The sequence below is a fragment of the Nitrososphaerota archaeon genome, from assembly GCA_011605775.1.
Taxonomy (GTDB): domain Archaea; phylum Thermoproteota; class Nitrososphaeria; order Nitrososphaerales; family JAAOZN01; genus JAAOZN01.
Map to the genome: position 1 here is coordinate 1 of JAAOZN010000027.1, position 19,877 is coordinate 19,877.

The 19,877-nt window shown below is 47.6% G+C and carries 24 protein-coding genes; 12 read left to right on the top strand and 12 right to left on the bottom strand.

Annotated elements, in window-relative coordinates; genetic code table 11:
• Positions 1 to 84: 84 nt before the first annotated feature.
• From HA494_02190 to HA494_02215, 6 genes are all read right to left on the bottom strand, one after another.
• Positions 85 to 1,902 carry an aldehyde ferredoxin oxidoreductase family protein gene (locus HA494_02190; GenBank protein NHV96587.1) on the bottom strand — a complete coding sequence of 606 codons (1,818 nt, stop codon included), beginning with the start codon at positions 1,900 to 1,902 and terminating at the stop codon, positions 85 to 87.
• Positions 1,899 to 2,324 carry a 4Fe-4S binding protein gene (locus tag HA494_02195; protein NHV96588.1) on the bottom strand — a complete coding sequence of 142 codons (426 nt, stop codon included), beginning with the start codon at positions 2,322 to 2,324 and terminating at the stop codon, positions 1,899 to 1,901. The genes HA494_02190 and HA494_02195 overlap by 4 nt, the downstream gene beginning before the upstream one ends.
• Positions 2,325 to 2,332: 8 nt before the next feature.
• Positions 2,333 to 3,748 (bottom strand): acetyl-CoA decarbonylase/synthase complex subunit gamma, encoded by a 1,416-nt coding sequence (locus tag HA494_02200; GenBank protein ID NHV96589.1) that lies wholly within the window; start codon positions 3,746 to 3,748, stop codon positions 2,333 to 2,335.
• A gap of 12 nt (positions 3,749 to 3,760) precedes the next feature.
• Positions 3,761 to 4,963 carry a CO dehydrogenase/acetyl-CoA synthase subunit delta gene (cdhD, locus tag HA494_02205; protein NHV96590.1) on the bottom strand — a complete coding sequence of 401 codons (1,203 nt, stop codon included), beginning with the start codon at positions 4,961 to 4,963 and terminating at the stop codon, positions 3,761 to 3,763.
• Between the two features lie 13 nt (positions 4,964 to 4,976).
• Positions 4,977 to 6,398 carry a CO dehydrogenase/CO-methylating acetyl-CoA synthase complex subunit beta gene (gene cdhC / locus HA494_02210; protein NHV96591.1) on the bottom strand — a complete coding sequence of 474 codons (1,422 nt, stop codon included), beginning with the start codon at positions 6,396 to 6,398 and terminating at the stop codon, positions 4,977 to 4,979.
• Between the two features lie 90 nt (positions 6,399 to 6,488).
• Positions 6,489 to 6,821, bottom strand: a complete 333-nt coding sequence (locus HA494_02215; protein ID NHV96592.1) for a helix-turn-helix domain-containing protein — start codon at positions 6,819 to 6,821, stop codon at positions 6,489 to 6,491.
• Positions 6,822 to 7,006: 185 nt separating this feature from the next.
• Here HA494_02215 and HA494_02220 point away from each other — a divergent pair, with 185 nt between their 5' ends.
• The gene (locus HA494_02220; protein ID NHV96593.1) at positions 7,007 to 8,095 is read left to right on the top strand and encodes an inositol-3-phosphate synthase; all 1,089 of its coding nucleotides are present in this window, start codon (positions 7,007 to 7,009) and stop codon (positions 8,093 to 8,095) included.
• 3 nt (positions 8,096 to 8,098) lie between these two features.
• On the opposite strand, the gene HA494_02225 is transcribed toward HA494_02220, so the two are convergent.
• A complete protein-coding gene (locus HA494_02225; protein ID NHV96594.1) occupies positions 8,099 to 8,491 on the bottom strand; it encodes a hypothetical protein in 393 nt (130 codons plus the stop codon).
• 54 nt (positions 8,492 to 8,545) lie between these two features.
• Between HA494_02225 and HA494_02230 the strand changes: the two genes are divergently transcribed.
• From HA494_02230 to trxA, 3 genes are read left to right on the top strand one after another with little or no spacing between them, the layout of a single operon-like run.
• The gene (locus HA494_02230) at positions 8,546 to 9,184 is read left to right on the top strand and encodes a glutaredoxin (GenBank protein NHV96595.1); all 639 of its coding nucleotides are present in this window, start codon (positions 8,546 to 8,548) and stop codon (positions 9,182 to 9,184) included.
• 7 nt (positions 9,185 to 9,191) lie between these two features.
• Entirely contained in the window at positions 9,192 to 9,641 is a 450-nt protein-coding gene (locus tag HA494_02235) for a CoA-binding protein (GenBank protein NHV96596.1), read from the top strand.
• A gap of 46 nt (positions 9,642 to 9,687) precedes the next feature.
• Positions 9,688 to 10,095 (top strand): thioredoxin, encoded by a 408-nt coding sequence (trxA, locus tag HA494_02240; GenBank protein NHV96597.1) that lies wholly within the window; start codon positions 9,688 to 9,690, stop codon positions 10,093 to 10,095.
• On the opposite strand, the gene HA494_02245 is transcribed toward trxA, so the two are convergent.
• Both HA494_02245 and amrS read right to left on the bottom strand, forming a co-directional pair.
• The gene (locus HA494_02245; GenBank protein NHV96598.1) at positions 10,092 to 10,760 is read right to left on the bottom strand and encodes an adenylate kinase; all 669 of its coding nucleotides are present in this window, start codon (positions 10,758 to 10,760) and stop codon (positions 10,092 to 10,094) included. The genes trxA and HA494_02245 overlap by 4 nt on opposite strands.
• A gap of 52 nt (positions 10,761 to 10,812) precedes the next feature.
• Positions 10,813 to 11,847, bottom strand: coding sequence for an AmmeMemoRadiSam system radical SAM enzyme (gene amrS, locus HA494_02250; protein ID NHV96599.1), 1,035 nt, complete (start codon positions 11,845 to 11,847; stop codon positions 10,813 to 10,815).
• An 87-nt stretch (positions 11,848 to 11,934) separates the two neighbouring features.
• Between amrS and HA494_02255 the strand changes: the two genes are divergently transcribed.
• Genes HA494_02255 through HA494_02270 form a run of 4 tightly spaced genes read left to right on the top strand, consistent with a single transcriptional unit; the run spans position 11,935 to position 14,524 of the window.
• Positions 11,935 to 12,708 carry a lipoate--protein ligase family protein gene (locus HA494_02255; GenBank protein ID NHV96600.1) on the top strand — a complete coding sequence of 258 codons (774 nt, stop codon included), beginning with the start codon at positions 11,935 to 11,937 and terminating at the stop codon, positions 12,706 to 12,708.
• A 31-nt stretch (positions 12,709 to 12,739) separates the two neighbouring features.
• Positions 12,740 to 13,003 carry a biotin--protein ligase gene (locus HA494_02260; GenBank protein NHV96601.1) on the top strand — a complete coding sequence of 88 codons (264 nt, stop codon included), beginning with the start codon at positions 12,740 to 12,742 and terminating at the stop codon, positions 13,001 to 13,003.
• Between the two features lie 54 nt (positions 13,004 to 13,057).
• Positions 13,058 to 13,567, top strand: coding sequence for a winged helix-turn-helix transcriptional regulator (locus tag HA494_02265; GenBank protein ID NHV96602.1), 510 nt, complete (start codon positions 13,058 to 13,060; stop codon positions 13,565 to 13,567).
• 54 nt (positions 13,568 to 13,621) lie between these two features.
• A complete protein-coding gene (locus HA494_02270) occupies positions 13,622 to 14,524 on the top strand; it encodes an LLM class flavin-dependent oxidoreductase (GenBank protein ID NHV96603.1) in 903 nt (300 codons plus the stop codon).
• Between the two features lie 241 nt (positions 14,525 to 14,765).
• Here HA494_02270 and HA494_02275 read toward each other — a convergent pair whose 3' ends face one another.
• Positions 14,766 to 15,206, bottom strand: coding sequence for a universal stress protein (locus HA494_02275; GenBank protein NHV96604.1), 441 nt, complete (start codon positions 15,204 to 15,206; stop codon positions 14,766 to 14,768).
• A 145-nt stretch (positions 15,207 to 15,351) separates the two neighbouring features.
• On the opposite strand from HA494_02275, the gene HA494_02280 reads away from it, so the two are divergent.
• Positions 15,352 to 15,582, top strand: coding sequence for an Lrp/AsnC family transcriptional regulator (locus HA494_02280; protein ID NHV96605.1), 231 nt, complete (start codon positions 15,352 to 15,354; stop codon positions 15,580 to 15,582).
• A 19-nt stretch (positions 15,583 to 15,601) separates the two neighbouring features.
• Here the strand turns inward: HA494_02280 and HA494_02285 are convergent, their stop codons facing one another.
• The gene (locus tag HA494_02285; protein NHV96606.1) at positions 15,602 to 15,820 is read right to left on the bottom strand and encodes a hypothetical protein; all 219 of its coding nucleotides are present in this window, start codon (positions 15,818 to 15,820) and stop codon (positions 15,602 to 15,604) included.
• Positions 15,821 to 15,862: 42 nt separating this feature from the next.
• Positions 15,863 to 16,648 carry a nickel pincer cofactor biosynthesis protein LarB gene (gene larB, locus HA494_02290; protein NHV96607.1) on the bottom strand — a complete coding sequence of 262 codons (786 nt, stop codon included), beginning with the start codon at positions 16,646 to 16,648 and terminating at the stop codon, positions 15,863 to 15,865.
• 105 nt (positions 16,649 to 16,753) lie between these two features.
• Here larB and larC point away from each other — a divergent pair, with 105 nt between their 5' ends.
• The 3 genes from larC to HA494_02305 all read left to right on the top strand — a co-directional run.
• The gene (gene larC, locus HA494_02295; GenBank protein ID NHV96608.1) at positions 16,754 to 18,001 is read left to right on the top strand and encodes a nickel pincer cofactor biosynthesis protein LarC; all 1,248 of its coding nucleotides are present in this window, start codon (positions 16,754 to 16,756) and stop codon (positions 17,999 to 18,001) included.
• Positions 17,980 to 18,675 carry a uracil-DNA glycosylase gene (locus tag HA494_02300; protein ID NHV96609.1) on the top strand — a complete coding sequence of 232 codons (696 nt, stop codon included), beginning with the start codon at positions 17,980 to 17,982 and terminating at the stop codon, positions 18,673 to 18,675. Before larC ends, HA494_02300 begins: the two co-directional genes overlap by 22 nt.
• A 101-nt stretch (positions 18,676 to 18,776) precedes the next feature.
• Positions 18,777 to 19,877, top strand: a 1,101-nt coding sequence (locus tag HA494_02305; protein ID NHV96610.1) for a cysteine desulfurase, incomplete at its 3' end; no start/stop codon positions are given.

Below are 19,877 nucleotides of genomic sequence, written 5' to 3' on the forward strand. Positions count from 1 at the left end.
CCACATCTTCAGCAACGTCAGCTACTTTACCGTCTTCCCTCAAAGTTACTTTTAATTCACACATCTATCATATTACCTCCTTTCCTACCCCTCACTCTGAGGTAGGCGGAATTCAGCTAAGCTCTCTTCCTTCTTCCTTATCGTCAGCCCCTCCCTCTCCCTCAACTCTATATATTGTGCGATTATCTTCTTTAACGTTTGCGGATCTAACCTACCAATAGGCGTATCCAACTCACGCAGAAGCTTGGGTATATACTCCTTCTCTAGATCAAAGCCTTCTCGAATCTTGAAGCGATAAAGAGTGTGGAAGATCTCTCGCCCTAACCTCTCCAAATCTTCTTTGTTCACCTTCATCCCAAGTGTCGCTAGAGCCTCGACTACAATATCTGGGGTATAGACGCTTCTAGAGAAGTAGCAAGCTACAAGCGAGTAGAGCACATAGAGCCAATTCTCCTGCTTCACAAGAAAGCCAGCAATATCCTCCACCTTAGCCTTTCCGGCTGCTATCTGCTGGTCTATCGAGTAACCTGAGTTACTTAGATGAGAATGGCGAGCCCCCACAAGTGTACCTACTATGTGCCCGTAGCCTGTTGCATATCCTGCTGGGCTGTTGCCGCCTAATGAGGCTGCAAAGTCTCTTCCTCCGTATCTGTCTGAAACTTTTGCTACTCCTTGTGCGAGTCTAGAGTAGAAGGGGGTCTTAGCCTCGGCTATGTTTTTGATCATCTGCGGGTATACGTTATCTGGGTCTCCCCACCTAGGCTTCACCTCTAATGTCTTTTCGTCTAACACCCCTCTCTCATACGCTTCGGTCACCCAAGCTAGAACCGAGCCTGTCATCATAGCGTCCAACCCAAGGTCTTCACATAGGTCGATGAGTTCAAGTATGCGGCTTGGGCTGCTTATCCCAAGGTTTGAGCCTAGTGCGAACATGGGTTCATAGTTGTAAGCAACTAGGTTTTCTTCCTTAACGATCTCCGTCCTACCCTTCTCGTGGTCGGGTGCAAAAGTCTTTAGTAGAGAGCCGAGGTGGATACACGCGACTGGGCAGTTGGTACAGGTAACCTTCCTCCTAAATACTGTTTCGGCGAACCTTTCCCCAGACATCTCCTCCGCACCCTCAAACCTCCTCTCTCTGAAGTTTCTGGTAGGTAGGGCTCCTAACGCATTTAGTTCGAGTACGTTACTTGGGGTGCCAAGGTTATGATACTTAGACATCTTATCAGTAGCCACAACCTCATGCTCCACCTTCTCGTAAAACGCCTTTACAGCTTGGGGGTTAGGCAAGGGGACACTCTTTGTGCCTATTATGGTGATGGCTTTCAGCTTCTTCGCACCCCAAACGGCACCCAATCCAAGCCTACCAAAATGATGGTGAACATCTACGATCACATTTGCGTAAAGCACCATATGCTCACCAGCAGGGCCTATCGATGCGATGCTCTGCAAACCATTTTTAATAGGCTCAGCCAGCGCCTCGTCTACAGCCCTTGTACCCAACCCCCAGAGTGAGGAAGCGGTCTTAACCTCAACTTTATCGTCGCGTATCTTAAGCACGACTGGGTGTAGTGAACCTCCTTTAATGACCAACGCGCCGTAGCCTGCTGTCGTGAGTGCTGTTGCAAAGTGTCCGCCGGCGTGTGTTTCACCTAGGTTTCCGGTTAGAGGTGATTTGAAGAGGCAGACCGCCTTAGCCATGCATGGGTAGATGCCTGTAAGAGGCCCTGTGGCAAATATTATGGGTGCTTCTGGGGAGAAGGGATCAACCTTTGGTGTGCATTCTTCTAAAAGAAGATGTGAAGCGACGCCGACGCCGCCAAGCATCTTCTCAAATAGATCACTTCTATCTCTGACCCAGCTTTTACGCTCCAATAGATCTACGTAAAGTACCCTGGTGTTCATATTTCAGGCGCCTCCGTGTACCAGAAGACGTTATGGGGGCAGTATTTTGCGCATTCGCCGCACCTATCACACAAAATAGGCACCTTCTTATCCTCATCAAGCACTAGAACCTTATACTGGCAAGCTTCTATACAATCGTAGGTTTTGCACACAGCGCATTTAGACGGTGTAAGTGTTATCCCGCCTTCTGGTATAGGTTGAAGCGCACCGTGAGGGCAGGCGTAAGCGCACTCAGGCTCTTTACAGAACCTGCACATACTGACCTTAGGCGCTCTAACCCCTCTTCTATCCAGCTCGACAAACACAGCGGTACGCTTAGGATCAACAGCGTTAAATAGGTGTCTCGAGCAGGCAAATACGCAGCTGTAGCACCCTATACAGCGGGATGGATTCCTTATCTCCACCCTATATCTTAAGCTCATGCTTTCTCCTAATTCTTTTCGGGCGGCCAGATCTTATTAAGGAAATCCCTAATCTGTGAGGAGTCTCTTGGTCCAACTATTACTTCCCACTGTGTTGTGTCCTCTATGTCTCCTTTTAGCCTCGCAGCGAGCTGTGGTATGATTAGTTTACGGTGTTTAACCTTCGACTCGATCTTAGTCTCCTCTATAAGATTCTTAACAACTGAGGCGTTAAACTGCCCACCTGCAACACTGCACTCAACAGCCAAGCCTCCCGTGTTCGCTACGAGAAGGTAGCAGGTGTTTCCTTGCGCCTCTATATCGTTCGCTACAGTATAGTAGGTTAATGCGAAGTTGGTCGTTATCAGAACAGGCGAATTCTCATCCGGTTGGCCGAAGGTTCTAAGGCCTGGCTCAACAGCGACGGGTTTACGTGGATCTGAGTAGATATTCTGCCTAAGGGTTGTGAGAGCGAGTAGAGCATAAGGCTGCAGCGTGTGTAAAATAAGTAAGTCAGCCGACCGCACCATCATAACAGCCGCAAGGTAAGCTTCCTCATATGATTTCACAGGATCTTCACCGCCATCTAACCACGTCACAGCAGGCACACCGAGTATCGGGTAACCCAGCCCGTCGTCACCCGCCTTAATTGCAGCGCGCCTAATCATAACGAATTTGTTAAGTGTCTCCTTCAAACCCGGGCCTTCCGTGTATGTGCCGGGATCGAGCACAATATCCTCCACACCAGCGTTTCTGATGGTGAGCGCTAGAGACTTTAAATCAGCTAGGCTGTTGGGGTCGAATGCTACAAGTGGGCAGCCATACTTCTTCGCCAAGACCACCATCTCGCGCCAATTATCTTTCGTAGCCGCATAGAGGAGCGGCCTTGAATCGGCTACCTCTGCTTTACGTAAAACAGCGGCTAGGACCGTTGGGTCGAAGGAGCATAGGATCATAGGGTAAGTGCAGTTCTTCTTCACCACCTCAACCGCTTTTTCGAAGCGGTTTGGGTCGCCAGATGCCGCTCTAACCGCCACTAGGTCGAGTTTAAGCTCAGCTCCTATTCTGACAACTCTGAATCCTTCAATCTTTTTGCACCTCTCTTCAATCTTCTCAGGCGGATCTAGATCGGATACATCAACCGCTAACGCTGTTGGGTTGTGTAAAGTGAGCTCGTGCCTATACATAACCTCCTTTCCACCCACAGTCACGGCTCCACTACCTTTGCCTATCACCACTGCCTTCACCGGCGGGGCTACGAGCTTGTTTAGTGCCTGAAGCTTCTCCTTATACTTCTCATCTTTTACAAGAGGGGGGCAGTCTGTTGGCTTATACTTACGCTCAAGCAGCTTAGATGCAAACGACATACAATTGACTTCGCCGCATTCACCGCAGTTTGTCTGAGGCAGATATTTGTACACGTCGAGTAGAGTTAGTTTGGCCAACAGCAATCACTCCTATTTCAAGCTAGTTATCCAGTTTTCTATCTTCTGTTCACAGCTGCCTTCGCCGAAGAGGCTATCAGCGAGCTTCTTAGCCACTCTAACGGTAGCTGGGTGGCTTATCATGAAGAGGTCTGCACCAGCCATCATAAGCGCAACGCATGTTACCGTCTCCCAGAGAGGGCCTCTGATTTCACGTGGACCCCACTCCTCCACCTTCATCCACGACTCACGCGCACCCCAAGCGTTGCTAGCAGCGGCCAAGATCGGCATCTGAAGGTCTTCGTCACCCAGCAGACCAGCCAGCTTGATGCGCTCTTCTAAGCTGAAGGCGTACTCCAACCCATAGCCTAAGGCAGCTGTTGTGGGGTCTTGGATTATCTGAGTCTTGGGCAACCCCTCATCCAATAGCAGACGGTTAAGCCTCTTTTGATTATTTACATCCATTGGTGTGAATGCGACGACAGTATGCCCGTGCTCCTTAGCAGCTTTGACCACCTTCTTGTAATCCATATCCACAGTCACAGAATTCAAAACAACCTTCTCACCGTGTGCAACCTCAGCAGCAGCTGAGAGCACAAGAGGGTCCTTTTGCGGATTGCCTGAGCCACCGATTATCAATGGCACATCAACCGCTTGTAAAACATTCTCCACACTCTTCATCGCCTGCTGAACAGGTCTATCTTCAAGCAGCGGGTCTGTGCTTACCAAGTTTAGCGAAACTATCTGTGCACCGTACTTGTTGACACACTTCTTAGCCCACTCCGCCGGATCGTGCATAACATCCTCAACCATCTGCTTAACAGGTTTAGTCAAAGAGATTGGCATATCAAAGACATCCATAGCGAAAGCGGGTTTATTGGGGTTAGCCGCTTCGAAGCTGTAGAAAGGCATCGTCCTCTCACCACCGATCTTCACCACCTTTCCCCTTGTGCCACCTTCAGATTTCGTAGCGCCGATCTGGACCTCCACTATCTGACCAGGGAACTTCTCCAAATACGGTGTAAAGGTGGCTTTGATTAGTTCGGGAGGCTTTTCCTCAGCCTTTAGCGCCGCTTCTGCTCGCCTAACCGCAGTCTGCACAACTGGTTGAAACATCAGCCTGAGTTCTTCGGTCGTCAGCTCGACATTCTCGATCTCGATTTCCCCAAACTTCTGCACAAGATCCAGAACTTTCCTAACCAGCTCATTTACTGGGTCTTCCTTTGAGCCTGCCATCCAAAAGACACCCTTACTTCTCCAGCCGCTTTATGATAACCTTCTCAGCTATAATCTTAGCGTTCTTAAAGATGATGATGAAACCTCCGCCTACGGGTACGGAGAGCCCTTCTGGTACGATTGCAGCAGGGACTACTTCAGCAGCGACAGGAGCCTCAGCAACAGCTTCCACTTTAGCCTTCTCTTCAGGCGGCTTCTCCTCTGTGACCTGCTTCCACCGTTTAACTACTGGGTGGTTCTTGGCTTGAAGCCAAGCTTTCAGCTCTTCTACGTTCTTGACCTCTTGCTCAGTGGGTATGAGGTCGCGCATATGTGGGGGTATGCTGTCTCCTACTCTCTCTTTTATCGCCTTCGGCATCCAAACTATCCTCTCCCATCCACCGTCTGCTTGTAGGAACTTGGGTGATCTCAGATACTCTATCGCTATGCCGTTGAATCCAGGGTTTTGAGTGCCTCCGCTCGTGTGTTCGGCCATGTTTGAGAAGGTCAAACCATTTACTGTAGGTCCTTTAAAGTCTCGATGCACCAACGCTATACCATCCACTTCGGGTATGTAGAAGGCTATCCCCTCAAAGCATCCGCATGACGTGTGCGGAGTTTCGAATGAGGTGTATAAGGCGACTTGCTTAATGCTTCCGAGCGACCTCTTTGACACAACTTCATTCACGCCGCTATAGATCCCCTTGATGGGATCAAGGCATTGTCCTTTGGGTATGGGGAAGTTCGGTCCCTTAGGATCTACTCTTGATGCTGCTCTTGCATCAAACCAGCTTATGGAGCCGCAGGAGGCTATGCGGTTAGGTGTGATGACACAGACGTGAGTAGGTGCGAATGATTGGCACATGACGCATCCGTAGAACTCCTCAACATCTTCATCTCTGAGCTCTCTAGCACGCTTGTCTCTAGCAGCCCAAACTTCTAAGGCGTAGGGGTAGAATTTTTCGATCGTCTCGGGATCGGTTGTTAGGGTTACCTGAATCTTCTCTATTACTGGGAAGCTCTGTTTGTAGAGCCAGATGAGAGCTTTACCCAGCCAGATTAGTGAATTGAGCCCCTTCTGGTAGACCTTCTTGTTTATTCTGATCCATATGTCGTATCTCTGGTTTAGGTGCATCACACCTTCTACGTAATTGAGGAAGTAGTGTATTCGCCTCTCTAGTACGCCTTCAAGATCCTTCTCGACCTTCTCACCAGCCACTTCTATGAGGATACCGAGTGGGTAGCTGCCGCCTTGCTTTAGCTCATTCAAATCTGGGCCGATTAGTATAACTTTGCCGTCTTCGATCTCCTCTGGCTTCCTAGTTAAGACTATCTCCCACTTTTTAGGTATGTCTGGTCCGCCGAACTCAACCTGCATATCTGGGCGGCGTACACGCTCTCCTTCATACATTTCTCCAATATCCATTGGGAAGTTTGGCTTCTCGGCACCGACCATCTCTATTCTGAGCTTATTTGGGTCACATTCAAGATGCATATTCTAAACACCACCTCTTATAATGAGGCTGCTTCGGTCCAGCTTCATGCTCTACACCATCCCCATCTTCCCAACAGTTCTTAAAGGTTCCTCCAGTTTGCTACGCAACTCAGCCAACGCGTCTTTGACCAGATGTCCGAGCGGCGTCAAGGTATATAGGTTATAGGGGTACGATTTCACAGCGATCTTATTTGCGATGAGAACGTTAAGGTGGTCGTTTAAGACCTTAGGGTTCAAGGAAAGGGTCTTCATAAGGCTAGTGAAGGTTCTGGGCTCCTTATCAAGTAGGATGAGTATTTTGTATCTCGTTGGGTTGCTGAATATCCTACAGATCTTTGGAACTACGCTCTCTTTGGTATCTACGTGGACCTCTGCAGCACTCATCTTTAGGTAATTACAGAGCTGGAACCGCTAATAAGGTTATGGTATATACAAACGATACTAGTATAATTGCTCTGCATTTTAGGTTGTTATGTCAATGGGATGTGAACAACAACGCGCCGAAAAATTCGGCAGATATTATCTAGGGCTAAGATTTTATATACGATGTTTAATGAACCCCGTATAGCATGGGTAAGATAAGAGTCGGGATTATTGGTGTTGGGAACTGTGCAAGCGCTCTTGTGCAAGGTATAGAATACTACAAGACTACTGGTGAGTCAGAGATCGGGTTGATGCATCAGGAGATCGGCGGGTATAGGCTTGAAGACATCATCTTCACCAGCGCCTTTGACGTGGGTGCAAATAAAGTTGGGCAGCCTCTCTCAGAAGCCATATACAAAGAGCCTAACTTGGTGAAATGGGTCCCCAAGGTTTCGGATTGCGATGTAATTGTTAAAGAGTCACCTATCTTGGATGGCGTTGGGATATATGTGGAGAATAAGATAAGGCCTATTCCGAATCAACGCCCAGTAGATGTGTTGAGGCGAGAGATAGTAGATGAAATAAAGAGGAGTAAAACAGAGGTGCTCGTCAACTACCTACCAGTGGGAAGCCAGTTGGCCACAGAGTTCTGGGCTGACGTAGCGTTAGAGACTGGCTGCGGCTTCGTCAACTGCATACCCGTATTCATAGCCTCTAACAAGACTTGGGCTGACCGCTTCGCTGGAAAAGGCATTCCTGTGATAGGTGATGACATAAAGGCTGTCGTTGGTGCCACTATCGTCCATCGAGCATTAGCGAAGCTATGTGCCGATAGGGGTACAGTCGTCGACCAGACCTACCAGATAAACGTTGGTGGAAACACGGACTTCTTGAATCTAAAGGAGGTGGAGAGGCTTGAGTCGAAGAAGATCTCTAAGACTGAGGCGGTTCAGAGTGTTCTCCCAAAGAGGCTGCCTGAAGATAAGATTTATGTCGGTCCAAGTGACTTCATACCACAGCTAGGCAACACTAAGATCGCCTTCATAAAAATCCAAGGGAGGATGTTCGCTAACATACCTTTCACAATAGAGCTTAGGCTGGAGGTGGACGACAAAGCAAACTCAGCCGGAATAGCCGTGGATGCCATACGGTGCTGTAAACTAGCCTTGGACCGAGGAATAGGTGGCGCACTAGTAGAAGCAAGCGCATGGCTGATGAAGCATCCACCGAAGCAGATGGATGACAATGAAGCTAAAAAGATGCTTGAACTCTGGATAGCCTCCCACAGCAAATAGAACCTAGAAATACTCCTCGAACTTCTTAAGATCTTGTATGCTTCTAATCTTACCCCGCATTATGCTTCTCAACTCTTTGCGGAAGAATAGGTCTACTCGAATATTCTTACTTTGAAGCGTAGTGACGACCTTAGCGGCTAATACTCCACCTTTGCGGTCGAGATCAGTTAAGACTATCGTCTTCTTAAACGCTTGCGCTACTGTGAGGAGGCGTTGTAAGCCGCGACCACGACAGAGTAGGAAGAACGTGCCTGAGAAACCGAGGCTTCGAAGCGCTTCCTCATCCCTCAGCCCCTCTACTACTATCAGTGCACCGTTATTCGCCTCATCACTAAGTTTCTTCACGAATGCTTTGAGGTCATCAACCTCTCTACCTACTGTGTATCTACCTTGCATCACATGACATCTACGGTGAAATATTTATAAAGAATTTACCCCACACTTTACATGATGAGCATTCTAAGGGAAGATCTTAAGTCCAAGGTTTCCCGAATCTTCGCTCAGAACCTTGAGAATGAGGTTAAGATACGCTACTTTACCCAAGACTTTGAATGCGAGTTCTGTAAGGAGACCAGGACGCTCCTGGAGGAGTTAGCAGCCTTATCTCACAAGATTCATCTAGAGGTTTATGACTTCGTCGCAGACGCGGAGAAGGCTAAGGGGTTTGGTGTGGATAAGATTCCAGCCACCATTTTAAGCGGTAAGGCTGAATATAAGGTCAGATTCTTCGGTATACCCTCAGGCTACGAATTCACCTCTCTGGTAGAAGATATAGTTGACGTCTCGAAGGGGCAATCAAGGCTACCTCCTCATCTTGTAAGTAAAGTGAGAAACATAAGTAAACCCCTGCACATACAGGTCTTCGTTACACCTACTTGCCCCTACTGCCCTAAAGCGGTACGCACAGCCCATCAGCTTGCTATCGAAAACCCCAATATAACTGCCGATATGGTGGAGTCGATAGAGTTCCCTCACCTGGCAAACCGCTACTCGGTTATGGCTGTGCCTAAGACCGTTATCAACGATAAGATCGAATTTGTAGGTGCACTTCCAGAAGAGCAGTTCATCGACTACGTGTTGAAAGCCTAAGTGTGGGGTGCTGCAGGCTTTGGATGCGGTTGAGAAGGTTCTGCAGTACCGTACAGTAGCCATAGTCGGGTTATCAAGAAGCGCTGAGAAAGACAGCTATAAGGTTGCTGAGTTCCTAAAGTCAAAAGGTTACCGTATCATACCTATAAACCCGAATGCGGAAGAAATTCTTGGTGAGAAAGCATATTCTTCGCTGAAAGATCTGCCCGAGAACCTTAAAGCGAGCATAGAGGTTGTCGACATATTTCGGAAGTCTGAAGATGTGCCACCGATCGTCGAAGAGGCGGTAGAGATTCGTAAGAAGTATGGTAGGCTCAAGGCGATCTGGATGCAAGAAGGTGTGGTAAATAAGGAGGCTGCGCAAGCAGCAGAAGATGCTGGGCTAATCGTAATTATGGATAGGTGTATGATGAAGGAGAGGCTTAAGAGAGAAGAGATGCTTGAATTAAAATTATAGGTAACTCTTTAATAGTGAGCGGAGGGGGCTAAGTAGGCGACAGAAGTTGGACGACCTAGAGGATTTAAAGAGAAAGAAGATGTTTGAGCTGATGAGAAAGGCTGCAGAACAGGAATCTAAGAAGAATTACCCTACCAAACCAGTCGAGGTTACCGATGCAACCTTCTACAACTTCATCAAGCAGTACCCTGTTGTTGTAGTGGATTGCTGGGCTCCTTGGTGCGGACCGTGTCGAATGATCTCACCAGTTATAGAGGAGCTGGCTTCAGATTACGCTGGTAAGGTAGTCTTCGGAAAGCTGAATGTTGACGAAAACCCAGCTGTAGCAGCGGAATACGGCATTATGAGCATACCTACACTTCTCTTTGCCCGTAATGGTGAAGTAGTAGATAGGTTGATCGGCGCAGCCCCACGCCAGATAATCGAGGCTAAGTTGAGGCAGATCCTCGCCTAATGCTGCTTTGCAACACTCTTTTCTTCTAAAGCTCGTAGCACCCTAGCCCTAACGGTCGCTACGTCACCAGATCCATCTATATCCAAAACCTTGTTTTTTGCGACATAGTAGTTGAGCACAGGTGCGCTCATCTTAACATATGTCTGAAGCCTAGTTCTAACAACCTCCGGCTTATCGTCTTCCCTAAGTATCAACGCGCCGCCGCATCGATCACAAACCCCCTCAGCTTTCGGCGGGTTGGTTACTAGGTTATAGACCGCTCCGCATACCTTGCATACCCTTCTGGTAGAAAGCCTCTTCACAATCTCATCTTCAGAAACATTTAGGTTGATCACCCAGTCGATATGCAGACCCAGCTTGCTTAAAATCCTCTCCAGCTCCTCAGCTTGAGCAACTGTCCTAGGGTAGCCGTCGAGTATGAAGCCTCTTCTGCATTCCTCTCTAGATAAAGCATCTTCTAGAATTTCGTTTACCAAATCGTCCGGTACAAGCTCACCTCTATCCATATACTTCTTCGCTTTCATCCCTAACGTAGTCTTCTTAGACACATGTTCCCTAAGTAGATCGCCGGTAGATATGTGAGGGATGCCGTACACCCTGCCAACCTCCTCTGAAACCGTACCCTTACCAGAACCTGGTGGGCCAAAGATTATCAAGTGCTTCATTTCTAGCACCCTCGTAGCATTCTAACGCGCCGTATTTATGCCCTAATCTACTCTAAGAAACTATGTTAAGCTTTCGTCCACAAGAGGGGCATAGGTTACCATTTCTTAATCGGTTCTTGACCACCCAGAAGCCTCTTCTCTCAATGCAAAGAGCACCACAAGAGGGGCAGTAAGTGTTCTCATATTCTCCGTTTGGTACATTTCCCAAATACACGTGTTTTAAACCTGCTTCCATAGCCGCCTCTCGCCCCCTCCTTAAGACCTCAAAGGGTGTGTAGGGTGTGTCGAGCATCTTGTAGTCTGGGTGGAATCTGAGTAGATGGAAGGGTGTCTCCTCGCCTAGGTTTGTAGCGATCCACTCAGCAAGCCTCTTGATATCCTCGATTTCAGCACCAGTTGGCACAGGTACGATGAGATCTGTGACCTCTATGTGAACCCCCCGCGCTTTGAGGAGCTTGAGTGCTTCGAAAATAGGTTCGGCAGAGGGGACCAGAATATATCTTCGATAGAATTCTCGGTTGCCGGAGCCCTTAAAGTCCACGGTGATCGCATCTAAATGAGGTGCGATCAGATCTACAGCTTCCGGTGTTAGGTAGCCGTTAGAGACCCACGTTGTAAAGTAGCCTCTCTTCTTAGCCTCCTTCATCAAGTCAATGAGGTACTCCGCCTCGATCGTAGGCTCGTTGTATGTGCCAGTTACACCTTGGCAGTGGTAAGCACGGGTAAGCTCTAGGACACGCTCTATAGGTGTGTAGGGTTCTTGCACCACCCTCCTTTGGCTTATATCGTAGTTTTGGCAGTATTGGCAGGCGAAGTTGCAGCCTACAGTTGCGATTGAGAATACATATGAGCCGGGGTGGAAGTGGTTGAGGGGCTTCTTCTCTATAGGATCAGCGTGCATCGCAATTAATCTGCCGTAGTTTAGTGAATAGAGCCTACCACCCTTGTTAATTCTGACACCACAGTAACCTACTTTGCCTTCGGGTAGGCTGCATAGCCTAGCACATAGCCTACATCTAACCCTGCCGCCGGCCTCCGGCTCGCCTAACAGAGCTGGGTAGAGAGTGCTCGACGCTTGCTCAGACACCCTAACCACCGGCCCATAAGATAAGTGGTTGGAGCATCTATTAAGTCTTACAAGAAAAATTTACTAATAGGCCAGATTGGATGGTTGATGATGACTTGGCGCTTCTTAGATACTGGTGAAGGAGACGCGTACTGGAATATGGCGCTCGACGAAGCAATTCTCACACTACGCATAGAAGATAAGGTCCCTTCGACTCTGAGAGTCTACACGTGGAAACCTTCAGCGGTCTCAATAGGCTACTTCCAGAGCCTAGAAGAGGAAGTCGATCTTGAAGCGTGTAGAGCTCTTGGTGTCGACGTTGTACGCAGAATAACAGGAGGAGGCGCTGTATACCACGAATGGGGAGGAGAACTGACTTACAGTTTCGTAGCCCCTGAAGAGGAGCTCAGAGCAAAGCGCCTCTTTGCAGACATCCAAGGCTCTTACAGGGTCATTTGCGAGGCGATTGTAGAGGGGCTTAGGAAACTGGGTGTAAACGCTGAATTTAAACCTGTAAACGACATAGTGGTTAATGGGAAGAAGATTTCCGGTAATGCGCAGACGCGGAGACGTGGTGTTATTCTGCAGCACGGCACGATTCTGCTTAAAACAGATATCCCAACTATGTTTAAGGTTCTGAAGGTGAGTAAAGAGAAGGTTAGTGATAAAGCGATCAAGGCAGTTGAGGATAGAGTTACTACCATCTACCGTGAAGTTTCACGTAATATAACCTTGGATGATATCAAAGAGGCGCTCCGTAGAGGCTTTGCAGAGTACTTTGACGTTGAGGTAAGGGCGTCTTCGCCAACTCAAGATGAGCTGAATCTTGCTTCTGAGTATCGTAAACGTTTTTCCTCTTGGGATTGGATCGCAAAGAGGTGAACCCCCTCTGCTTCTGAGATCCGAATATAAGGTGAAAGGTGGGAAGCTGATTAAAGTTACGCTTGAAGTAGAGGGTGATGTTATCAAGAACGCCAAGATATGTGGAGACTTCTTTCTCTACCCTGAGGATGTGATAGAACACATCGAGCAAGCGCTTAAGGGCGCGAGGTCAGACTCGAAATTGGAGCAGATACTTGCAGAAGTGGTAAAGAGGAGTGGAGCACAGCTCCTAGGCTTCTCCGTCGATGATATTGCTGCAGCTATACGGCTTGCGTTTCAGAGTAGACTCGGATAAGGTATGCGCAAAGCTTAATTGTGAAGGCGTAGCGTTAGATGTGATGTGATAGGTTTGTCCGAGGAGCCTAAAGTTAGTGTCACCATCACACTTGGCGATCTGAGAGTTGAGTTTTCAGGAAGGGCTGAGGTAGTTGCCGCACAAGTAGATGAATTTCTCCATAAGCAGATACCATCCATAGACCTTGCTAGGCGAATCTATCTAAACTACTCTACAAAGGAGCTCGTCGAAAAGTTTGAGGGATTGATTAAAATCACTCCAGAGGGACCTAGAGTCTGGTTCGAAGGCGGGAAACTGAGCGATAAGGAGAAGGTCGCGCTTCAGCTAGTCGCTGCCAGGATAGGTCATCAGACTGGCAAGTCACCTTCTGAATCGCTCCTCGTGAGCGAGATACAGCAGAGCACCAACCTGAATCCGAAATCGGTCAGTTCAAGGCTCAGCGAGCTTGTAAAAGGTGGGTTAGTGGAGCGGGTTCAGACCGATCAAGGTGTAAAATATAGGATAACCACTCAAGGCATAAGTTGGCTCATAGACACGCTCTCGAAAAGAACCTTACCAAAATGATAGCCCAGCCCCATCTTTGCCTTCTGAGTTCCACTTGGCGGTTTTGAAGCGTGCTTGATCTTCGGACTAGCGCTTAATGCGGGAGAGGGTTTAGATGAAGCTAGAAAGATAGCTTCACTTACAGTTGGAAGTAAGATCAGCAGAGTTTGGATCTCCTATTCGCTAAGAGGCAGAGACCCTTTTGAAACAGCTTCCATAGCGGCTGCGGCTAATAGAGATTTAAGAATCGGTATCGGAGCATTAAGCCCATACATTTACACCGCAGCTGAAATCAAAAATAAAATGTTAGAGTTGATAGAACGGCATGGTGAGCGTTTTGACTTATGCCTAGGTCTTGGTGATAGGCGGGTGATAGAGGAGCTTGGACATAAGATATCTCATAGCGCCTTCCTAACCCTTTTGATATCAGCCCTTAGATCGCTTAAGAATGATCTTTCTAGGCGAGGTGTGAAGATCTGGTTGGGCGCTCAAGGCTCAAGAACCCTTGCCTTAACCGAATATTTTGATGCTGTGCTTCTTAACCACTGTAGTCCGGATGCTGTCCGATGGGCTTTAGGAAAGATAGGTCCTACTAAAAAGCAGAAGGAGATCGGTGTCTCCGCACCCTCATACATCTACGAAGATCTTGAGGCTGAGATGTTTGCTTGCGTTAGAAGGGCGGCTCTGAAAATACTGCTGGGTGCTACGAGAGCGCTTGTGAGAGACCTACGCCTCGAAGAAGAGTATCAGCGAGCCCTGAGCTATCTAAAAAGCCTACCAGCGGGATTGAATGAGGCCGAGATTGTCTCAGAGAATCTCGTCAAATCTTTAACAATAACCATGCACGCATCAGCTCTACCAAACTACATAAAATCTATTGGAGAGCTTGGCGTTACTGAAGTGGTATTCGGCTACCCTCTTAGTGTAAGCATTAATCACATAGAGGTACTCAAATCGACCTTAGCGACAATACCTTAACTCTTTCTCCACCGAGCAGTAAAGGCAATTTTTAAGCCTCAATCCGAAGGGCTCTAGTAAAATTTATTATTTACCTTGGGCCTCTATCAAATATAGAGGGCTTTGATCCAAGTAACCGAAAACCGCCAGATCACCTGTAAATGGTGTGGTAGAGACCTCTCTACCTCCTACTACTACAGGTGTTCGAAATGCGGTAGCACCTATTGCTTCATACACAAAGATAGGCATAGATGTTAGAAAGCTACTCAGTAGCCTTCCAACCAGGTTTAACGATCAACACAGGGCATTTTGCGAGTCTACTTAACTTCTCAGAAACACTCCCAAGAAGAAAAGCTTTAACTGTACTAAGTCCTCTACTCCCAACCACCAGTAGATCGAAGCCCTCTTCGTTAGCAACCTTTGCTATTTCTTCAGCCGGATGCCCGATAACAAGTCTGGTCTTAACCTGCACACCGCTCTTCTCTGCTATAAGTTGGCTTCGACTCAGAACCTCCCTACCAGCCCGCTCAAGCTGCTCCAAGGGTGGGCTGAGCAGAATCCCCTCGTATGTATACATAGGGCTGACTACCGCGTGTATAAGGACCAGTTCTGAATCGAACTTTTTGGCAAGCGTAGCCGCATATTCAACCGCGTGCTCAGCATAAGTAGAGCCGTCTACCGCGACAAGTATCTTTTTGAACAGCCTTCTTCCACCACTTTAACTTAGCTAGGCGCTTAGATAAATATTTAGAGAGCCTCCTCCTAATCGTTACTTGCCTTGAAAAGAGAAAAGTCATCGACATATGAGTTTTTATACCACACCTTAATTGGTATATGTAGGATGTAAGATGCCTAAGGCCATAGTGCTGATAAATGCAGATGTGGGTACAGAAACCTATCTTCTGCAAAAACTAAGGAGCACGCCGAATGTGAAAGAAGCTTACTTTGTGTTTGGGGTATATGATTTGGTAGTGGTCCTTGAAGCTGATAGCATCGAAGCTCTCAAAGAGACGATAACCGTAAAGATTAGGGGTCTCCCAGAGGTTCGCTCAACTCTCACTATGACTGTGATAGAGTGAAGATCTTACCTTTACTCCTTTATTTCATGCTTCTGCCAGCCTCAAGTATCCTAGCTTCGGGCGTATCCAATGCGATGAACCCTTTGCAGTCGATACACATCCAACCTACCTTACGCCAACGCTTACCTTTAGGCGTAGACTCACGTATATACACAGCGTGGAACCGCCCTATCTTTCTGCCGCTTTTATCTACTATGGCTGGGTTCGGGCAGTTCACATGTGCCTTATAGTAGACCACAGTTGGTGTATACCTCTTACCGCTATATAAGGTGTATGCAACTTATTTTTCAAACCTTGCTGCAGCGATGTTATTCGCTATCAGCGCAGCTAGCGCCCCTCCACCTACTCCATTATCTATGTTTACGACACCCACGCCAAGTGAACAAGACTGGAGCATAGCCATCAATGCAGCCAGCCCCTTCTTCCCAAAACCATAGCTTGATGAGGTAGGCACACCTATAACTGGCACGGAAACCAGCCCCGCCACAACTGAAGGTAACGCGCCCTCTCTACCAGCAACAACCACAAGCACATCAACACGCCTCTCAAGCATATTTTTAAGTGCTGGTATGAGCCTATGCACACCAGCCACACCAACATCTACTTCAAGATATACTTCACAACCCATCTCCTCAGCGACCACTCTAGCCTCTTCAGCCACCCTTAGATCACTCGTTCCAGCGGTCAATATACCCACTTTACCACCACTCTTCCTCACCTCACCACTTCTCCTAACCACTACTACACCTGCTCTCTCAAATGATCTTACCTCTTTTCCCTCAAAGAGTTGTTTAAGTTGTTTAATTTTTTCAAAGCTTAGCCTGCTTACGATAACTCTATCACACGATTCTAGCATTCTGTTGACGATCTGAGCGATCTCATCAACAGACTTATCTTCCCCATACACTATTTCGGGTATGCCTTTCCGAGCCTCTCTGCCAACATCTAGAGTCGCTAAACCGCTAACCTCAGCCAGTACGGTCTGGTCGATCAGCTTCTCGGCTTCGTTGACTGAGATTCTGCCTTCAGCTAGATCCTTCAGAATACGCTTATAAATAGGGTTCATCACCAATATTACCTAAAGATACCGTTTTAAAAATGTTAGAAAGCCTAGGGCAAACATTTTGTTCAGCAAAGCGGATAAAAAGGCTGCCCACAACTATAAGGGTGTATGGCGGTTAAAAGGGTTCTAATTATTGATGGAAGCTCTGCGGGAATCTCAGGGGATATGCTCGTTTCGTCGCTGATAGACTTGGGCGCACCAGAGAAAGACGTATTGGACGCCATGAAGGCTGCTGCAACGGTTTTAAGAAGATCTGAGGCAGAGATCTCAGTAGAGGAGGTTAAGAGAGGAGGGTTTAGATGTAAGTTACTCTCTGCAAAATACAAAGAAGAGAAGACGCATTACCAAGCAGAAGAACTCCTTGAACAAGTAAAGGCAGCTGCAGAATCAACCTTATACACAAAAAAGGCTAAAGAATACGCTTATGAAGCTGTGAAGCTTTTAGTCGATGTTGAAGCGCATCTTCACACCACGGATCCTAAGGATCTACACCTCCATGAAACTGGTTCTGTTGATACGGTCATCGACGCCATCGGCGCAGCGTTCGCCCTAGAGCACCTAAACCTATTCGAAGCAGAGATCTACGCTACACCAGTAGCGGTAGGCGGAGGGCTCATAAGATTCTCTCACGGCATAACACCTGCACCAGCACCAGCAGCCCTTCGTATACTTACCTTAAAGAAGATACCTTTCCACGGCGGACCTGTTGAAGGAGAGCTTACAACACCTACAGGAGCCGCCTTGCTTGCAGCCCTAGATCCTAAGCCCAAGCACTTCTACCCCCAGATCAAGCCGCTAAAAGTAGGTTTAGGTGGTGGGGTAAAGGAAATAGATGGCGTACCGAATATTCTGCGTCTGATCTTAGGTGAAGATCTCTTCAGCGACTTAGGGGATGTGATTGTGCAGCTGGAATCAAACATCGACGATGCTTCTGGAGAGGTGATAAGTAGAGCCTCAGAGGTGCTTTTAAGGGAGGGTGCTCTCGACGTTGCGATAATACCCGCCTATGCAAAGAAAGGCAGACCAACTTGGATCATCCAAGCCCTCTGTAACCCAGAAGATGTGGCGAAGCTCAGCAGCATACTCATGGTTGAAGCGGGCACATTAGGCGTAAGATATCACACAGTACCCAGATACGTAGCGAGGAGACGAATCGAAACCACAACCTTAAGAATAGATGGGGTGAATTATAAAGTTAGAGTGAAGATTTCAGAGACCCCTGAAGGTAGGCTGATAAGGGCTAAACCAGAATATGCGGACCTAAAGGCAATCTCCCAAGCGACCGGGCTTCCAGTAAGAAGGCTGCAAGAGATGGTGGAGGATGAGAGAAGAAGTTGGATAGAGAAGAGGCCCTAGAAAACCTCTCAAAGCAGATAATCGGCTGCACCTTATGCCCACGGCTGACAGAATATAGAGTTAAGGTGGCACTTAACCCGCCAAAAAGGTACAGAGGAGAAGAGTATTGGGCTAAACCCCTACCGGGTTTTGGAGATCCTTATGCAAAGATGCTCGTCCTAGGGCTAGCGCCAGCCGCTCACGGTGGTAACCGAACAGGACGTATGTGTACTGGTGATAATTCAGGGGCTTGGCTTATGAAAGCGCTCTACGAAACCGAATTTGCAAATCAACCTACTAGCCTTTCACGTCACGATGGCTTGAAGTTAAGTGGTGCATATTTGACTGCCGTTGTTAGATGCGTTCCTCCAGCCAACAAGCCGTTAAAGAGTGAAGTTGAAAATTGCTTAAGGTATCTTAAGGTTGAGCTCGAGATTCTTAAAGATATTAAGTTAGTCTTAGCGCTGGGACGCTTGGCTCATGAGGCGTATCTTAAGATCTCCGGTTCAAGAAACGTCCTTTTCAAGCATGGTCAGATAATTAGCTTAGGTGGACGCATTCCTTTTCTAGTTGACTCCTATCACCCCAGCCGCCAGAATACCCAGACAGGTCGGCTTAGATGGGATATGTGGATAGATGTCTTTAATCGGGCAAGAGCCTTTTTGGCTGGAAATTCTGTGAATAAACTTATATAACATTGTTATGAAAATTATCTTAGGGAAATGCTATGAAAAGAAACAGCCCCTTCACAGCACAGCCTAAACAGATAAAACAGAGTAGGTAGAGCGTGTAGTATATGTACCCAGACCAACTTGACCCCGAAATAATAAAGCAGGACTTCCCTATATTCAAAAGAAGAATCTACGGCAAGCCTCTCATATACCTCGATAACGCAGCAACAACACAAAAACCACGCCAAGTCATCGAAGCAATTCGCGAATTCTATCAGAACTATAACGCTAACGTACATCGGGGCGTATATAGGTTAAGTGTAGAGGCAACCGAAGCCTTTGAGAACGCGAGAGCAAAGGTTGCAAGGTTCATAAACGCAAAAGATTCAGAAATAGTCTTCACAAAGAACGCTACCGAAGCCTTAAACCTCGTCGCTTACAGCTGGGGTCTATGCAACTTAAAGAAGGGCGATCGAATACTATTGACTGAAATGGAGCATCATAGCAATATTGTGCCTTGGCAGCTCGTAGCAAAGCATACCGGAGCAGTGGTAGATTACATCCCGATCAATGAGGATGGCTTGCTCGTTGACGAAGAGGTAGATAGGTTGCTGAATTTGGAACCTAAGATCGTAAGCATTACGCAAGCATCTAACGTGCTTGGCACAATAAATGATGTGAAAGAAATTGTGGAGAAGGCGCATAAAGTAGGCGCTATCGCTGTTGTAGATGCCGCTCAATCTGTACCACATATGCGGGTAGATGTTAAGGAATTGGGGTGTGACTTCCTAGCATTTTCGGGGCATAAAGCCTTAGGTCCATTAGGTGTTGGTGTGCTCTATGGCAAAAGAGACTTGCTAAAGGACATGAACCCGTTCTTGGGAGGTGGAGATATGATCAGCAGAGTATGGTTGTCTGGTGCTGAGTGGAATGAGCTGCCTTGGAAGTTTGAGGCAGGCACCTCTTCTGCAGCTGACGTTATAGGTTTAGGCGCTGCGGTAGACTATCTGAATTCCATAGGTATGAGTAGAGTAAGAGCGCATGAGGTTAGGTTGACCGAGTACGCTTTGAAGCGGTTGTCTGAAATCTCAGATATAAGGATATACGGTCCAAGGGATTTAGATAAACGAAGCGGTGTAATATCTTTTAACCTATCTGGTATACATCCGCACGACTTGGCGACCATACTTGATGAAGAGGGTATCGCTATAAGAGCCGGGCACCAC

What these genes read in the sequence shown, in the direction of transcription:
- HA494_02195 (NHV96588.1), bottom strand. Translation starts at nt 2,324, where the DNA reads ATGAGCTTAAGATATAGGGTGGAGATAAGGAATCCATCCCGCTGTATA.
- HA494_02190 (NHV96587.1), bottom strand. Translation starts at nt 1,902, where the DNA reads ATGAACACCAGGGTACTTTACGTAGATCTATTGGAGCGTAAAAGCTGG.
- cdhC (NHV96591.1), bottom strand. Translation starts at nt 6,398, where the DNA reads ATGGTCGGTGCCGAGAAGCCAAACTTCCCAATGGATATTGGAGAAATG.
- HA494_02225 (NHV96594.1), bottom strand. Translation starts at nt 8,491, where the DNA reads ATGCAAGGTAGATACACAGTAGGTAGAGAGGTTGATGACCTCAAAGCA.
- cdhD (NHV96590.1), bottom strand. Translation starts at nt 4,963, where the DNA reads ATGGCAGGCTCAAAGGAAGACCCAGTAAATGAGCTGGTTAGGAAAGTT.
- HA494_02255 (NHV96600.1), top strand. Translation starts at nt 11,935, where the DNA reads ATGATGACTTGGCGCTTCTTAGATACTGGTGAAGGAGACGCGTACTGG.
- HA494_02280 (NHV96605.1), top strand. Translation starts at nt 15,352, where the DNA reads ATGCCTAAGGCCATAGTGCTGATAAATGCAGATGTGGGTACAGAAACC.
- larB (NHV96607.1), bottom strand. Translation starts at nt 16,648, where the DNA reads ATGAACCCTATTTATAAGCGTATTCTGAAGGATCTAGCTGAAGGCAGA.
- larC (NHV96608.1), top strand. Translation starts at nt 16,754, where the DNA reads ATGGCGGTTAAAAGGGTTCTAATTATTGATGGAAGCTCTGCGGGAATC.
- HA494_02215 (NHV96592.1), bottom strand. Translation starts at nt 6,821, where the DNA reads ATGAGTGCTGCAGAGGTCCACGTAGATACCAAAGAGAGCGTAGTTCCA.
- HA494_02220 (NHV96593.1), top strand. Translation starts at nt 7,007, where the DNA reads ATGGGTAAGATAAGAGTCGGGATTATTGGTGTTGGGAACTGTGCAAGC.
- HA494_02245 (NHV96598.1), bottom strand. Translation starts at nt 10,760, where the DNA reads ATGAAGCACTTGATAATCTTTGGCCCACCAGGTTCTGGTAAGGGTACG.
- HA494_02230 (NHV96595.1), top strand. Translation starts at nt 8,546, where the DNA reads ATGAGCATTCTAAGGGAAGATCTTAAGTCCAAGGTTTCCCGAATCTTC.